Annotated in this window: 12 protein-coding genes; all 12 read right to left on the bottom strand. The window is 37.5% G+C overall.

The features are described 5' to 3' along the window. Positions 1–131: 131 nt before the first annotated feature. Positions 132–1,487, bottom strand: a complete 1,356-nt coding sequence (gene glmM / locus IGK54_RS08665) for a phosphoglucosamine mutase (RefSeq protein ID WP_002356936.1) — start codon at positions 1,485–1,487, stop codon at positions 132–134. Continuing rightward, on the bottom strand, positions 1,480–2,643 hold the full coding sequence (locus IGK54_RS08670; RefSeq protein ID WP_002366928.1) for a CdaR family protein: 1,164 nt from the start codon (positions 2,641–2,643) through the stop codon (positions 1,480–1,482). Before IGK54_RS08670 ends, glmM begins: the two co-directional genes overlap by 8 nt. Then, a complete protein-coding gene (gene cdaA / locus IGK54_RS08675) occupies positions 2,640–3,524 on the bottom strand; it encodes a diadenylate cyclase CdaA (RefSeq protein ID WP_002389035.1) in 885 nt (294 codons plus the stop codon). Before cdaA ends, IGK54_RS08670 begins: the two co-directional genes overlap by 4 nt. Before the next feature lie 196 nt (positions 3,525–3,720). Continuing rightward, a complete protein-coding gene (nifJ, locus tag IGK54_RS08680) occupies positions 3,721–7,452 on the bottom strand; it encodes a pyruvate:ferredoxin (flavodoxin) oxidoreductase (RefSeq protein WP_174090056.1) in 3,732 nt (1,243 codons plus the stop codon). Between the two features lie 258 nt (positions 7,453–7,710). Beyond that, on the bottom strand, positions 7,711–9,051 hold the full coding sequence (gene glnA, locus IGK54_RS08685; protein WP_002356929.1) for a type I glutamate--ammonia ligase: 1,341 nt from the start codon (positions 9,049–9,051) through the stop codon (positions 7,711–7,713). A gap of 42 nt (positions 9,052–9,093) precedes the next feature. Continuing rightward, entirely contained in the window at positions 9,094–9,477 is a 384-nt protein-coding gene (locus tag IGK54_RS08690; protein ID WP_002388239.1) for a MerR family transcriptional regulator, read from the bottom strand. Between the two features lie 202 nt (positions 9,478–9,679). Then, positions 9,680–10,921 (bottom strand): GTPase HflX, encoded by a 1,242-nt coding sequence (gene hflX / locus IGK54_RS08695; protein WP_086318084.1) that lies wholly within the window; start codon positions 10,919–10,921, stop codon positions 9,680–9,682. A gap of 3 nt (positions 10,922–10,924) precedes the next feature. Continuing rightward, the gene (miaA, locus tag IGK54_RS08700) at positions 10,925–11,854 is read right to left on the bottom strand and encodes a tRNA (adenosine(37)-N6)-dimethylallyltransferase MiaA (RefSeq protein WP_002395447.1); all 930 of its coding nucleotides are present in this window, start codon (positions 11,852–11,854) and stop codon (positions 10,925–10,927) included. Further along, positions 11,855–12,601, bottom strand: coding sequence for a glycerophosphodiester phosphodiesterase (locus IGK54_RS08705; RefSeq protein WP_241408185.1), 747 nt, complete (start codon positions 12,599–12,601; stop codon positions 11,855–11,857). A 159-nt stretch (positions 12,602–12,760) separates the two neighbouring features. After that, positions 12,761–13,720 (bottom strand): GDP-mannose 4,6-dehydratase, encoded by a 960-nt coding sequence (locus tag IGK54_RS08710; protein WP_142956990.1) that lies wholly within the window; start codon positions 13,718–13,720, stop codon positions 12,761–12,763. Positions 13,721–13,810: 90 nt separating this feature from the next. Continuing rightward, positions 13,811–15,232, bottom strand: a complete 1,422-nt coding sequence (locus tag IGK54_RS08715; protein ID WP_142956991.1) for a lipopolysaccharide biosynthesis protein — start codon at positions 15,230–15,232, stop codon at positions 13,811–13,813. Positions 15,233–15,242: 10 nt separating this feature from the next. Next, positions 15,243–16,214, bottom strand: a complete 972-nt coding sequence (locus IGK54_RS08720; protein ID WP_002369113.1) for a glycosyltransferase family 2 protein — start codon at positions 16,212–16,214, stop codon at positions 15,243–15,245. Positions 16,215–16,222: the final 8 nt, after the last annotated feature.

Raw genomic sequence — 16,222 nt, forward strand, 5'->3', positions numbered from 1 at the left:
ATAGTACCCTTTTAACCGCTCTATGTCAATGATAGACGGAGCTTATTAGCTATTTTCTTTTTTTGATTTCCAACAAAGAAACCAGACACTTAACGCAAGCTAGCATTAAGTGTCTGGTTTCTAATTTGTTCTTATTCAACGCCGATTTCTGCACGTACTACTTCAGCAATTTTATCAACGTAATAATCAACTTTTTCTTGTGTTGGCGCTTCGGCCATCACACGTAACAATGGTTCTGTTCCAGAAGGACGAACTAAAATACGACCTTCGCCATTCATTTCTGCTTCTGCTTGTTCGACAACCGCTTTGATTGCCGGAACTTCCATTGCACCATTTTTATCTGTGACACGAATATTGACTAATTTTTGTGGATAAATCGTCACTTCATCCGCTAATTCAGATAATTTTTTGCCCGTTTGCTTCATAACATTCAACAATTGAATCCCTGAAAGCATGCCATCACCTGTTGTGTTGTAATCTAAAAAGATCATGTGACCAGATTGTTCGCCACCAAAATTGTAATCATTTTTACGCATTTCTTCTACAACATAACGATCACCCACTTGCGTTACCACATCTTTTAAGCCAATTTCTTCTACAGCTTTATGGAAACCTAGATTACTCATCACTGTTGTAACGATTGTATCTTTTTTCAAACGTTTTTTCTCAGCTAAATATTTGGCACAAATATACATGATTTTATCACCATCGATAATTCGTCCTAATTCATCGACTGCAATAATTCTATCGCCGTCTCCATCGAAAGCCAAACCAGCATCGGCGCCTTTTTCAACAACCATTTCTGCTAAAGCTTCAGGATGAGTGGAACCCACACCATCATTGATATTCAAGCCATTAGGACTTGTTCCCATTGTATAGAAATCTGTCTCTAAATCTGCGAAGACACGATTGACTGCTGTTGCGGTTGCTCCGTTGGCAGCATCTAAACAAACAGTCATATCCGCTAAATCGCCAGGAATACTTTGAACTAAAAATTGCGAATATTTTAGTAAGCCTTCTGGAAATTCATCTAACGAGCCTAAGCCTTCTGCAGAAGGTCTTGGTAAGGTGTCTTCTTCTGCGTCTAACAATGCTTCAATTTCTGCTTCTTGATCGTCTACTAATTTGAAGCCGTCTGCCCCAAAAAACTTAATCCCATTGTCTTCCGCAGGATTATGTGAAGCTGAAATCATTACGCCAGCAGATGCTTTTTGTAAACGAGTAAGATATGCTACACCAGGTGTTGAAATCACCCCTAATTGGAAAACTTCAATTCCGACTGATAATAATCCAGCAATCAATGCTTGTTCCAACATCTCACCTGAAATACGTGTATCGCGCCCTACGAGAACACGAGGTTTTCTTGAACTATCTTCATGTTGACTCAACACATAACCACCGTAACGCCCTAATTTAAAAGCTAATTCAGGTGTTAACTCCTTATTTGCAATTCCTCTTACACCATCTGTTCCAAAATATTTACCCATTTTGATTCTCCTTAGTCACTTGATTCTCTGTATTTTCAGTTGAACCAGCAGTTGTACTTTCTACTGTTGATCCCTCACTTGTTGTTTCAGAAGTATTTGATTCTACTTGACTGGATGTACTTGGTTGTACTGCTTGGCTACCTGAGCCAACCGTTGTTGAACTTGCAGGTTCCCCTGAAGTTTCATTTGTATTTGATGACTGTTGTTGATTGTACACGGGGCTCAAAGAAACGTCAACCTCATCTGGTGTAACTACGTATTCTCCATTAATGGGAATAGTCACTGATTGTTTTGTTTCTTTGCGAATATCAGAAATATCTACCGGTACCTCAATTGATTCTAGCGTATCTAAAATTGATTGCGGGCCACTGACCCTAACTTGGTACGTCGATAAACTATAATTGTAATGAGCGATCCCAGCAGGTGGCGTACCTGTCATACTAACATTCAGTGGTACATCTTTCGTTGGCGCGGTTAAGCCTACTGTTACTTTGACTTGTGGTGCTGGATTTTCGATACTTAGGACTTGACCTTTGGCATCTAGCGCTTGGACATTTACCGTTTGTTTAATCGTATCAATTGTTTGTTTGGCACTTGAGACTGGCGCAATCACTTTGTCAATTGCTTTCGCTGTTTCTTCTCCAGTTGTTACTTCTACAGTTTTTGGATCTACAGAAATATTTTTTACTTTGTAGCCTTCTTTTTCAATATTATCAGAAAGTTGTGCTTCTACATCGAATTTTTTTGTTACTCTCTTTTCAATCGTTACAGTCACTGTTTTTGGTTCAATTTCAGCTGTAACAGCTGAACTTAGTCCCCGCACTGTCAAAGGCACTTCCGAAGTCCCTAATGGCAATTTGGTTAAGTCTGCGACCACTTGGAAATTTCGTGTGTCAGCATTTGATTCCATGTTTAATTGAATGCGGTTCGCACTACGTAAATGAACATTCACACTCTCTTCAAATCCAGAGACATAATATTTGTCTTTATCGTATTGGACTTGGACCGGAATATTATTCAATGTTTCACTATACGTTTGGCTTGAACCTGAATTGGAGGGATTATTGCCTGTTGCATTGGCATTAAAAAATAACAACAATGCAAACAGCAATGAAAGCAAACCATTAAACCAGCTTTTTTGGGAGGCTTTTCTCATTTGCGTTTAACCCCCTTTGTTACATCATCGATAAAATGCTGCAAAGCACTTTTTTTATCTTCCGATGATTCCGAAATTAACTCCTTACGCAAAATTGTTAAATACTCTTCTTGCGTTAGACCAGGAATTAATTCATTGTTCAATGTCAAACTAACGTCACCAGTTTCTTCAGAAACAACAATCGTAATGGCGTCACTGACTTCACTGATACCGACTGCGGCTCTATGGCGCGTTCCAAATTCTTTTGGAATTAAATTGCTCTCTGATAGCGGTAAATACGCACTAGCAACAGCAATTTTTTCATTTTTGATAATCACTGCACCATCATGTAGTGGTGTATTTGGAATGAAAATATTAATCAGTAATTCACCAGTAATATCAGCATCCAAATCAATACCTGTCTCAATGTATTCATCTAAACCAGTATTGCGTTCAATGGTTATCAAAGCACCAATTTTCCGTTTTGACATGTACTGAATGGCTTTGTCAAAGGCCTGAATAATACGCTCATCTTCTTGTTGCGCACCTTTATTCGGGCGGAAAAACGAACTTCTCCCTAGATGTTCCAGCCCTCTTCGCACTTCTGGTTGAAAAATAACAACCGCGGCGATTACACCATACATGATGACTTGATTCATTAACCAAGATAATGTATGTAGACCAATTATCTCACTTAGAATGCGGATAATGATAAAAACAGCGACACCTTTTAATAGTTGGACTGCTTTTGTTCCACGAACAAGCATGATTAATTTGTAAACGAGGTACCATACGACTAGGATATCTATGATATTGATAACAAAATCCTTAGATAAGAAATCCGTTGAGATGACTTGCTGCCAATAATTCAAATCTAATAATTGATTCAATTGAAACGACATCATACCCCTCACTTCTCTCTCAAGATTTCCTAACAAGTATACCACATTATTTTCTTTCATCACAGAACGCAAGCGGAAACATCAAAAAAATTTAGGAACTTTTTCAAATAACTTGAAATTTTTCATCAAAAAATCGCATTTCTAACTAAAAAACGTGTCCAAGCAAAAAGCTCAGACACGTTTTTTTGACTTCTATTTAATCTTGCTCACGTTGTTTTCTCTTGGCTGCTCGTTCTGCGCGGCGGGCAGCCCTTCTTGCTTCCGCTTCCGGATCAACTACGCGTTCTTTTTTCACTCGTGGCTTCTCGTTCTCTGGCGCAGTTATTTCTGGTTCACTTTGTTTTTCTAGTTTTGCTCGAATTTTTTCTTCTTGACCAGCTAAACGAGCATAATTATAGAACCGTCTCTTAGCATCATTAATTGTTTTATTAAATAACAATTCCGCTGTATCTGGTTGACTAGATTCTAAGGATGCAAAGCGAACTTGTTGGCGCATAAACTCTTTCATTAATGAAAAATCTGGTTTTTTGAAATCCAATGTCATTGGTTCTTTGCCTTTTTCTCGCAATAATGGATTATAGCGATATAAAGACCAGTAACCTGAATGAACTGCGTCTTTCGCTTCTTTCAAGGTTTGACTCATCCCACCTGCTAAACCATGTGTAATACATGGTGTATAAGCAATAATAATCGATGGTCCAGGGAATTTTTCTGCTTCTTCAAAAGCTTTAATCGTCTGCATTTGGTTTGCACCTGAGGCAATTTGAGCGACATAGACATTTTCATAAGTCATTGCCATCATCCCTAAATCTTTTTTAGAGGCATATTTCCCACTGGCAGCAAATTTCGCAATCGCTGATGCAGGAGTTGCTTTGGAAGTTTGGCCACCTGTATTGGAATAGACTTCATTATCTAAAACTAACATATTTACATCCGCGCCACTAGCTAACACGTGGTCAATCCCGCCGTAGCCAATATCGTAAGCCCATCCGTCCCCACCAATCATCCACTGACTTGGTTTAACAAAAAGATCTTGATCGTCATAAATTGCTTCCAATAAAGGTTGATTCGTTTTTTCTTCAAGCAAAGCTGCACATAATTTAGCTGCACGTTGTTGCGTACCTTCACTTTCGGACAGATGTGCTATCCAATCTTCCATCAATAAACGTAAAGAATCACTGGCTACAGAAAAAGCTTTGGTCATTTTACTAGCTAAACGTTCGCGACGCGCTTGCGTTGCTAACAACATGCCGTAACCAAACTCGGCATTATCCTCTAAAAGAGAATTTGACCAAGCTGGACCTTGTCCTTGTTCATTAGTAGTGTAAGGTGTCACACCCGCTGCAGCCCCCCAAATCGATGAGCAACCTGTTGCATTAGCAATCAGCATTCGGTCACCAAACATTTGCGTCAATAATTTAACATAAGGTGTTTCGCCGCAACCAGAACAAGCACCAGAAAACTCTAATAAAGGTTTATTAAATTGCGAACCTAAAACAGTATTCGGTTTTGCTGGGTTTTCCTTTTGACGTAACGTCATAGCAAACGCCCAGTTCATAGCCTGCTCTTTTTCTTCTTCATAAGGTTTCATTACTAAAGCTTTGCCTTTAGCTGGACAGGCTTCAACACAAAGACCACAGCCAGTACAATCTTTGACTGAGACTTGGATACGATACTTCAAGCCGTCGGCACCACGTAGATCACGCACAATGAATCCTTCTGGCGCTTCAGTCATTTCTTCTTCATCGGCTAAGAATGGTCGTATCGCCGCATGAGGACATACAAAGGCACACTCATTACACATAGTACACCGATCGCTAATCCACTCAGGTACTTCTAATGCAACTCCACGTTTTTCAACTGCCGCAGTTCCCAAAGGCATCCGCCCATCTGTCATCCCATTTTTCGCTAGTGTCGCAACAGATAACGCATTCCCTTCTTGACGATTAATCGGTTCCACAATTTCATGAACAAAATCACTAACATTTTCTGAACGTTTTCGCGGTTGAACTTCAAGCGTTCTCCACTCTGCTGGAACAGGTACCTGATGCAACAATTCAACGGTCTTATCGATTGCTTGAATATTTTTTTCGACAACTTTCATGGACTTATGACCATAACTTTTCAGTGCTTCTTCTTTTAAAATTGGCAACACTTGCTCAAAAGGCATAATTTCCGCTAATTTGAAGAAAGCTGTTTCCATCGCGGTATTAATTCGCCCGCCTAGTCCGACTTCACTAGCTAATTTCACTGCATTGATTGTATAAAACTGAATCTCATTTTCAGCTAGATACCGTTTTAATTGATTGGGTAAAAATCGTGCTAGTTGTTCATCATTCCAAATGGTATTTAAGAGGAAAGTACCGCCTTTTTTTAACCCTTTTACTAAATCATAAGTATGCAAATAAGCCGCTGTATGACAAGCCACAAAATCAGAATGTTCAATGAGGTACGTTGAACGAATAGGCGTCTCGCCAAAACGTAAATGAGAAACGGTCAACCCGCCTGATTTTTTTGAATCATAATAGAAAAATCCTTGTGCATACTTGTCTGTATGATCACCGATAATCTTAATTGCTGACTTGTTCGCCCCTACTGTCCCATCAGAACCAAAGCCCCAAAATTTAGCTTGATAGGTTTTCGGATTCGTCAAATCAAGTGGTTTGCCAACTTCTAATGAAGTATAAGTTAAATCATCATCAATCCCAATTGTAAAACGCTTCTTCATGGCAGAACGTTCTTTCATTAATTCATCAAAAACCGCAACAATTTGATTTGGCAGCACATCTTTAGAACCTAAACCATAGCGCCCACCAATAATCGTTGGGCGAATGTCCGCTTCATACATCGCACTTTGGACATCCAATAATAACGGTTCGCCACCAGCACCGGGCTCTTTCGTCCGATCCAAGACAGCAATTGCTTTAACTGATTGTGGTATTTTTTCAAGAAATGTTTCAACTGGAAATGGTCGATAAAGATGGACATTAAGGAAGCCAACTTTTCTTCCTTGTTCTTGTAAATAATCAACCGTCTGTTCAATTGTTTGCGCAACTGAACCCATTGTGACAATCACTTCTTCCGCATCTTCTGCGCCATAATACGTCACCAAATCATAATTGGTGCCCCGTAATCGATTAATTTCTGTCATATATTTTTGAACAATACCAGGTAATTTTTCATAATAAGGATTTATTGTTTCTCGTTGTTGAAAGTGAATATCTGGATTTTGGTTCATTCCACTAACGGAAGGGTGATTCGGGTTCATGCTCCGACGACGGAATTCGGCTAATTTCTCTTGATTTACTAAGGGTGCTAATTCTTCATAGTCAAGAACTGCCACTTTTTGAATTTCATGACTTGTTCTAAAGCCATCAAAAAAGTTCATAAATGGAACACTCGCTTCAATCGAAGCCAAGTGAGCCACTGGTGCCAAATCCATCACTTCTTGCACACTGCTTTCTGACAACATAGCAAAGCCTGTTTGGCGTGCGGCCATTACGTCTCCTTGATCACCAAAAATATTTAAAGCATTCGTAGTTAAAGCTCGGCTCGCCACATGAAAAACAGATGGTAATAGTTCTCCAGCTATTTTATACATATTAGGAATCATTAAAAGTAACCCTTGTGAAGCCGTATAGGTCGTGGTAAGCGCGCCAGTTTTTAAAGAGCCATGGACCACGCCGGCAGCACCAGCTTCCGATTGCATTTCAACTACTTTCACAGGTTGACCAAAGATATTTTTCTTACCTTCGGCCGACCACTGATCAACAAGCTCAGCCATCGTTGAACTTGGTGTTATTGGATAAATGGCTGCTAATTCTGTAAAGGCGTAGGAAATATAAGCTGCTGCAGCATTTCCATCCATTGTTTTCATTTTCCGCATGTTTTTCTCATCCTTTATATCTAAAAAATAGAATAGTTGCACGCATATTCTTGTTTATTATAGCGGAATTTCACAAATTATGAAAGATTTTGTCAATTTTTTTGCTTAAAAACAAAAGAGAAATTGAGAGAAAAACCACTTTATCCCCTATAAACAAACTATTTCACTGAATTAAAATTACTTTATTTTGTGAAATAGAAATTATCCATTCGTTCACAAACTAAAGAATGAAAGAGGGAGATAAGCGTTTCGACTTATCTCCCTCTTTCTAAACATTAAGATTATTAAAAGTAACGACTTTTAGTACAACTCCAAATATTGTTCTCTTTCCCATTCAGAAACGGTTTGACGGAAGGCTGCCCATTCCATTCGTTTTGCTTCTACAAAATTGGCAAAAATGTGACGACCTAATGCATCAATCATTACTTGATCTTTACGTAATTCTTTGATGGCATTGTGTAAGGTTGATGGCAAATCTTCAATTTGTGCATGTTGACGTTCTTCCTCATTCATCACATAAATGTTACGATCAACTGCTGGCGGTGGCGTAAGTTCATTACGAATACCATCCAAACCTGCTTGTAATAAGACTGCCATTGTTAAATACGGATTCGCTGAAGGATCGACAGAACGTAACTCTAAACGAGTCGATAAACCACGAGATTCAGGAACTCGAATGAGTGGTGAACGATTTCTGCCGCTCCAAGCTACATAAACAGGTGCTTCATAACCTGGTACCAAGCGTTTATAAGAGTTCACTGTTGGGTTACATACCGCAGTATAGGCACGGGCATGTTTTAACAAACCACCTAAGAAATGATACGCAGTTTGGCTTAAGCCCATCTCTCCTGACTCGTCATAAAAAACATTACCTTCTTCATTAAATAATGACATATTGCAGTGCATACCAGAACCATTAATTCCAAACAAAGGTTTTGGCATAAATGTTGCATGCAAGCCATGTTTGCGCGCAATAGTTTTCACAACTAATTTGAACGTTTGAATATTGTCACAAGCATCAACTACATCCGCATATTTAAAGTCAATTTCATGCTGACCAGGTGCTACTTCATGATGCGAAGCTTCCACTTCAAAGCCTAAACTTTCTAACTCTAAAACAATATCACGGCGACAATTTTCACCTAAATCGGTTGGCGCAAAATCAAAATAGCCACCTTTATCATTCAAATCAGTGGTAATTTCACCATTCTCATCTAATTTAAATAGGAAAAATTCTGGTTCTGGTCCTAAGTTAAAAGAAGTAAAGCCTAATTCTTTCATATCTGCTAAGGCGCGTTTTAAATTACCGCGGGGATCTCCGGCAAAAGGGGTACCATCAGGATTGTAAATATCACAAATTAAGCGCGCAACTTTTCCATGGTCGCTTTCCCACGGAAAAATCATCCATGTAGATAGATCAGGGTATAAATACATGTCACTTTCTTCGATACGAACGAATCCTTCAATGGATGACCCATCAAACATCATTTTATTATCTAATACTTTATCTAGCTGACTCACAGGAACTTCAACATTTTTAATTGTTCCCATAATGTCGGTAAACATTAGTCGTAAAAAACGTACGTTTTCTTCTTCTGCAATATGTTTAATCTCTTCTGCCGTTTTGGCTTTTCTTGTCATCGGTCTGATCCCCATCCTTCATTTTTATTGGCTGCTGAAACGTTAGAGCCTTGGTACATTCGATTGGAACGGATTTTGCTGAGTAAGTCCTCCTTGCGAAAGGATTTCGTCGTATAAAATCTGACGAACATCTGCATCGGTTAACGGACGAGTCGCCTCGGCGGTGTTTTTTTGTTCCTCTAATTTCATTTCATACACACGCTTAATCCCTGCCATGTTCAATCCATCAGATAAATAATCTTTAATTTCTAACAAAACATCAATATCATTTAAAGAATACATGCGTCGGTTGCCCTCACTACGTTCTGGATGAATCAATCCCTGTTCTTCATAGTAGCGAATTTGTCGAGCGGTCAAATCCGTTAGTTTCATAACTGTACCAATTGGAAAAACTGACATGGAACGGCGTAACTCTTTTTCTCTCATCTCCATCCTCCTCTCTTAGTTATTTCTTAGAATAACAATAGAATGACAAATTGTCAAGAACTTATGTTAGATTTTCTAACATAAAACAAAAAACCTGATAAATATGGACTTTTCCATCTTTTCACGGCTGATTTTCTCCTGCTAACCAAAAAAATAGAAATGATTTGTTTTTACAAATCATTTCTAATCAACTTACCATTTTTTATTCTTTTTCGGATTCAGCCAACCATTTAGACTCTTTTTTCGCAAAACCTTTCACGATATACCGATTTTCATTTTCAGCATATTCTTCTGAAATCATTAGTGTCATCCGGCGAAGTTCACTTAATAGTTGTCCGTCAGTTGGGCTAATTTCTAATTGATAAGGCTCGAGTAATTCCATCATTTGGGCACGGATAGCTTGAACCAGTCGTTCTTTATCTTCAGAAATTTTAGTTGAGATCAATACATTGGGAAATAAGGTTGGGACAAATTCTTTGCTGTCCACTTGATCTCTTTTATTATAAACCGTCAAGCACGGAATATTTTCCAACGCTAATTCTTTCATCAATGTTTGAACTGTGCGTTCATGTTGTAACCGATCTGGCGCACTTGCATCCACCACATGGAGCAGTAAATCCATCGCCCGACTTTCTTCCAATGTCGACTGAAAGGCTTCAATCAGTTGTGTTGGTAAATCTTGAATGAAGCCGACCGTATCTGTCAGAGTAACTTCCATGCCTTGAGGCAATTGCCATTTTTTGGTTAAAGGATCTAACGTTGCAAACAATTGATCCTCTGAATAAGTTCCTGCTGTTGTCAACATGTTGAGAATGGTTGATTTGCCAGCATTGGTATAACCAATCAAGCCAATTTGAAATAGTTCTGAATTTTGTCTTTTTTGGCGGCTTCGTTCACGATGAGCAGTGACTTCTTTTAACTCACGACGGATGCCTAAGATTTTATTCCGAATGTGTCGGCGGTCCGACTCTAATTTCGTTTCACCAGGCCCACGTGTCCCAATACCTCCTCCAAGTCGGGACAACTGTTTTCCTTGACCAGCCAAGCGAGGCAATAAATAATCCAATTGTGCTAATTCAACTTGTAACTTTCCTTCTTTGGAGCGCGCACGCAAAGCAAAGATATCCAAAATTAATTGTACACGATCAATTACTCGCACAGCTAACGCTTCAGATAACAGTTGATTTTGGCGCGGTGTGAGCTCATGATTAAAAATCACAAGATCCGCTTCATAGGCATCTGTTAATTGAATTAATTCTTCCAATTTCCCCTTACCGATTACGGTTTGTCGATCGACTTGTGGTCGTTTTTGCGTTAAAACAAACACCACTTCTCCATTAGCGGTTTCCGTTAAATTCGCCAGTTCTTCCATTGATGCAGAAAATGTCTGATAATTTTTTTCCGTTTCAACTCCTACTAAAATAACTTTTTCATGAGTGGTCATCGCCTACTCACTCTCCTTCTGTTGTAGCCATTCCGCTACTTCTTTTTCCAACTTGGGCAAATCTGTTGGCTGCTGAACCAAATCCCACCAATGCGCAGCCATTCGATTTCTAAACCAAGTCAATTGACGTTTGGCATATCGCCGCGATTGCTGTTTGACTGTTTCAACCGCCATCTCTAATGATTGTTCACCGGAAAAATACGGGAAAAATTCTTTATAGCCAATACCTTGAGCTGCTTGTGCATGTGGTTGCTGAAACATCTGTTTTGCTTCTTCCAACAGTCCTTCTGTCATCATTTGATCCACCCGCTGATTAATACGCTCATATAATAAAGCACGATCTGTTTCCAAACCTAACAAATAATAATCATAGAGACGAGCTGGTTTTTCCTTCGGGGTCAAAATACTATAACCGGTTTTATCAAAGACCTCTAACGCACGAATAACTTTTTTGCGATTATTAAAATGAATGCTGTTAGCCGCTAGAGGATCCTTTTGTTGTAATAACTGCCATAAAGCTTGGTTCCCTTTTTCTTCCGCAAATAAGTTGTACGTTTCTCTAATTTCAGGCGAGTCATCTATCTCACGACTTCCTAGTTGAAAATCATAAAGGAGTGATTGAATATACAAACCTGTTCCTCCAACGATAATTGGTAGTTTCCCTTTTTCAGTAATTTCTTTGATTTTTTGACGACCCTCTTTCTGAAAATCAGCGGCAGAATATGTTTCGCTGACTTCACGGCAATCAATTAAATAGTGAGGAATTCCTTCTTTTTCTGTTTCTGTGACTTTAGCGGTGCCAATGTCTAACGATCGATAAACTTGCATGGAGTCACCGCTAATAATTTCACCATTAAATTTTTTTGCTAAAGCAATACTTAATGCTGTTTTCCCCACCGCAGTGGGTCCTACAATAACTAATACTTTCTCCAATTATGTTTCTCCTTCTTCTTGCCAATTTTGACGAGCAAATTTTGCTTCTTCAGGAAAATCCGTATGAACACCCGCCAATTTTAGCTGAAAACAATTTTCCATTTCTTCCATCCGATTAACAGTCCACGGCCGCAGCGGTTTGCCAATTGCGATAAGTTCTTTTTCATGAGCCAACACCCAAGACATTTTGGGATGTAAACTATCGACAAGCGCGAATGCCGGTCCCGCTTGACTTAAATCCTCTGCAGATTCATAAATAAAGGCAATTTCTGTCTTAGGATCAGCTTCTTTTAATTTAACTAAACTCGGAAAATAAAAACTAGAATATAAATAACCAAACGGCCAGTTTTTTTGCTTCATTTGTTGGACGACTTTTTTCTCAATTCCTTCATAATGGATAATGTCCGTTTTAAGTTCAATATTCAAAAAACCATTGAATTGTTCTTCTACAAGACAATTTAAAACATCTTCCAATGTTGGAACACATTGAACAGAAGGATTTTTCTGAAACCAGCTTCCAGCATCTAGTTGTTTTAATTCGTTTAATGTTAACTGTTGGATTTCACCATGACCATCTGTCGTACGATCAACCGTTTCATCGTGCATAACGATTAAATAACCATCTTTAGATAAGTGAACGTCTAATTCAATTCCTTCAGCACCAACACGAACAGCCTCTCTGAAAGCAATACACGTATTTTCAGGATGGGTGCCTTTACTTCCTCGATGTGCAATAATATCTGTCATGCTCTCACTCCAATCTTGTTTATTGTACCATTGGAGTGAGGTGGGTTCAAATATAGGAAAAACGAAAAGAAAGAGTAGGACATCAATCAAGGCGACTGATGATATCCCACTCTCTAAGTCTTATAAACAATTTAGTCTCAAATCCGTCTTTTTATTCTCTTAATCTTTTAATTCATAATTAACGTATTTATCTAAACCAGATTGGATACTATATTTCGGTTCATAACCAATGGCACGTAATTTAGATATATCCGCTAAGGAATCTTTGATGTCCCCAGCTCGCGCTTCTTTGTATTCAACTGGCAAAGTGACTTTCATAATATCATTTAAAGAAGAAATTAACTCATTTAAATCGGTTGCTTTCCCTGTTCCGACATTATACACTTCCCCAAGTGATTGGTCAGAATGAGCGACAAGATTCAATGCTTGAACCACGTCCTCAACAAAGACAAAATCACGAGATTGTTTTCCATCGCCAAAGATATTGAATGTCACTTCTTGATTGGCTAATAAGCGTTTGTAAGAGTCCATCACAATCGAAATAACGCCAGAATAAGGCGAATTAGGGTTTTGATTTGGCCCATAAACGTTAAAGAAGCGAACAGCGCTTGTTGGAACATCATATAAATGACAATAGTTTAACACATATTTTTCAGAAGCAAATTTATCCACTGCATAAGGCGTTAATGGACGAATTACTGATTCTTCCTGTTTTGGTAAAGTTGGCTCATCGCCGTAAACCGCTGCAGAAGAAGCAAACACCAAACGTTTTAAATCTTTCTGGTATTTCCGAATTAATTCCAGTAATTGTAACACACTCTCAAAATTGACTTGGTGTGTTTCCACTGGACGTGCTACTGAGTCTGCTACACTAGCAATCGCTGCTAAGTGAAAAATGTAATCGAACTGATACTCTTGTAGTACTTTTTCCATTAATTGTTGATCAGTCACGCTACCTTCAATGAACGTGATATTTTCAGATGCGTTTAAATTTTCAGTTTGGCCCATTGATAAATCATCAATGACCACAACTTGATTGTCTTTACTATAATAATTTGCTAAGGTTGAGCCGATAAAGCCGGCACCGCCTGTGATTAAAAAGTTACTCAAGTTTCCCACTCCAATTAAAATAATACATTAATTTTACCATTTTTAGATGTCAAAGACTACAGTTTGTTTTTCAATAAAAAAGGAGAGAAAATAACTTTCTCAACCTTTTACTAAATATTTTAAATTCTTTGCGTTATTTACAAAGCTCTTATGAATGAATAAGAAATAGATAATATACACAATTCCATAAGAAATGAAACTATAAATACTACCGCCAAACCAAAGATTACTAAAGATAAACAATAATGTAACCAACGTTTCCAATACAGTGCTATTACCTATTTTAACGTTCATATCTTTGCATAGAAAAATTTCCGCTAAATTACAACGAAATGCTAAACTTACTAATATCAACCCAACAGTTAAATTCAAGTTCCCAACAACGAAAATCACAAACAGCGATAGGATTAACGACAAGGCAAGTGTCAATACGTTAACAAATAAAATTATTTTTTCTTTTCTCAACGTTTTTAAATACGTATTAATTAGTAAAGACATCCGACCTTCATAAATAACTATAGGAAATAGAATTCCCATAAATTTCAAACTCTCGCTATATTCGGGTAACCACATACCTAAAACAAATTTGACGGGTACATATAACAGCAGAATTGCATACGTCAACGGAACAAAAACACCTCTTAATGTGACAAATAAAGACGGCAATCGCTCTTTATTTGTCCGTCTTAACAACGGAAACATTACAATTCCAACAGCATTAATAAAAGTTAAAAACATATTTGATAAACTTAAAGTAAAGGACAATTTACCAAAGGTTTCGATAGTCCAACGCTGTTGAACAAAAAAGCGAATGGTTCCCATTATTAGCATACTTGCTATACTACTGAGCATTAGTTTACTACCTATGTTAATATTCTCAACTATTTCAGGAGTAACTTCCTTCAAACTCATCATGTTCACACGCAACATGTCTTTAACTCTAAACATTCCCCAAACCGTAATAATCAGTTTAGAAAGTATATCCATAATGATTAGCCAATAAAAATCTCGTCCTCCTAATGCAAAGTAAATTGCAATGAACAGGACATATAAATAGCGATCATTTCTGGATAATTGAGCATATTCCTTAATACGATTTGTTGACTGAAAAACATACAGAATAAACGTTTTTGCAATTGTAATTACTGAAACAATGGCCGTCAATATCAAAATAATCCCTTGATATTCTTTCGGCATGAAAAAGTAAGCCCAAAGAATGACAAAAGCAGAAATACAACATTCAAAAATCGCTAAATACCAGAATTGAGAACCGAGATTTCTTTTATCTAAATTTTCGTATTCTTCTCCCCCAATTTTTAAATAGATACCATCAATCCAGCCTAAGTGGAGAAATCCAACATATGAAGAATAAAAAACATAAAGTTGCCAATAACTGTATTCTGTAACGCCTAACAACTTAGGGACAAATAAATTTAAGAGAACCGAAATACCCAACGTTGCAAAATTTGCAGCCACAGTATAATAAAGGTTTTTAGCCACCATTTTTGCTTTTGAATTCATAGCATTATGCTCACTTTCTAATTTTATATTTCATGATATGGTAGATGTCTGTGCTAAAATAAAATTTATGATGATACTTAAAAAAGGCACATAGAATCGGAATAATTTTTTTTCGTTCTAATAAAGATACTCGCATATTCAACTCTTTAATCAAGTTTGAAAGAACTTTGTCTTTATATTCAAATTCTTCAACATGTGGTTGGTTATTTAAATAATTCTTTGCAGCCTTTGTACGCTGTAATCTCCGGCGTAAAGTATTCAATCTTTCCTCAAAGTGATTTTGTCTCTTAGCTAAATCAATTTCTTTTTTAAAGGAACTTTGTCCATGTTTACGCCATCTAATTAATTCTTCCCTAACAATATAGAGCCCATCACTTAATAAAGAACTTCCCCACATCGCCATATCATGTACAGGATTTTCCATTTCAGATGCGTATAGATTAACATTGGCAATGAAGCTCTTTCTAATTGCATATACACATCCCGGGCGACGTAAAAATAAATTGTTCTCATTAAATATAATCTGTTCTGCTTTTTGATTAGGCAATTTAACTGAATCAATTTTTTTTAATTCCTCTGCTAATCCCCCAGGTTCTACTAATTCAGTATAATCACTTACTAAAACTTTAACATCAGTGTTTGCAAAAGCTTCACACATCACTTCAATTTTAGATGCATCCCAAATATCGTCTTGATCACACGTAAAAACAATTTCTTTAGTAGCAGCATTCAATAGATTAAAGAAATTTTTGCGCCAACCTAAATTTTCCGTGTTGATTTTCAAATGCCACGTTTCACCTAATTTATTTTCAGAAATAAAGTTCTCAATTATTTTAACTGTAGAATCTGTAGAGCAGTCATCCCAAATTAATACTTCATCAATTTTTTTCGACTGATTTTTTAAGGAATCCAACTGTTCTAAGATATTTTTTTCTCCATTATAGGTAGCCATAACAACAGTTGCTGTATATTGCTGCTTCATTTAAGTAC

Source organism: Enterococcus sp. DIV2384, from assembly GCF_050534975.1.
Classification (GTDB): domain Bacteria; phylum Bacillota; class Bacilli; order Lactobacillales; family Enterococcaceae; genus Enterococcus; species Enterococcus faecalis.

Coding starts and splice junctions, on each gene's coding strand:
- IGK54_RS08715 (WP_142956991.1), bottom strand. CDS start 15,232: ATGAATTCAAAAGCAAAAATGGTGGCTAAAAACCTTTATTATACTGTG.
- IGK54_RS08720 (WP_002369113.1), bottom strand. CDS start 16,214: ATGAAGCAGCAATATACAGCAACTGTTGTTATGGCTACCTATAATGGA.
- IGK54_RS08690 (WP_002388239.1), bottom strand. CDS start 9,477: ATGAGAGAAAAAGAGTTACGCCGTTCCATGTCAGTTTTTCCAATTGGT.
- glnA (WP_002356929.1), bottom strand. CDS start 9,051: ATGACAAGAAAAGCCAAAACGGCAGAAGAGATTAAACATATTGCAGAA.
- glmM (WP_002356936.1), bottom strand. CDS start 1,487: ATGGGTAAATATTTTGGAACAGATGGTGTAAGAGGAATTGCAAATAAG.
- IGK54_RS08705 (WP_241408185.1), bottom strand. CDS start 12,601: ATGACAGATATTATTGCACATCGAGGAAGTAAAGGCACCCATCCTGAA.
- cdaA (WP_002389035.1), bottom strand. CDS start 3,524: ATGTCGTTTCAATTGAATCAATTATTAGATTTGAATTATTGGCAGCAA.
- IGK54_RS08670 (WP_002366928.1), bottom strand. CDS start 2,643: ATGAGAAAAGCCTCCCAAAAAAGCTGGTTTAATGGTTTGCTTTCATTG.
- hflX (WP_086318084.1), bottom strand. CDS start 10,921: ATGACCACTCATGAAAAAGTTATTTTAGTAGGAGTTGAAACGGAAAAA.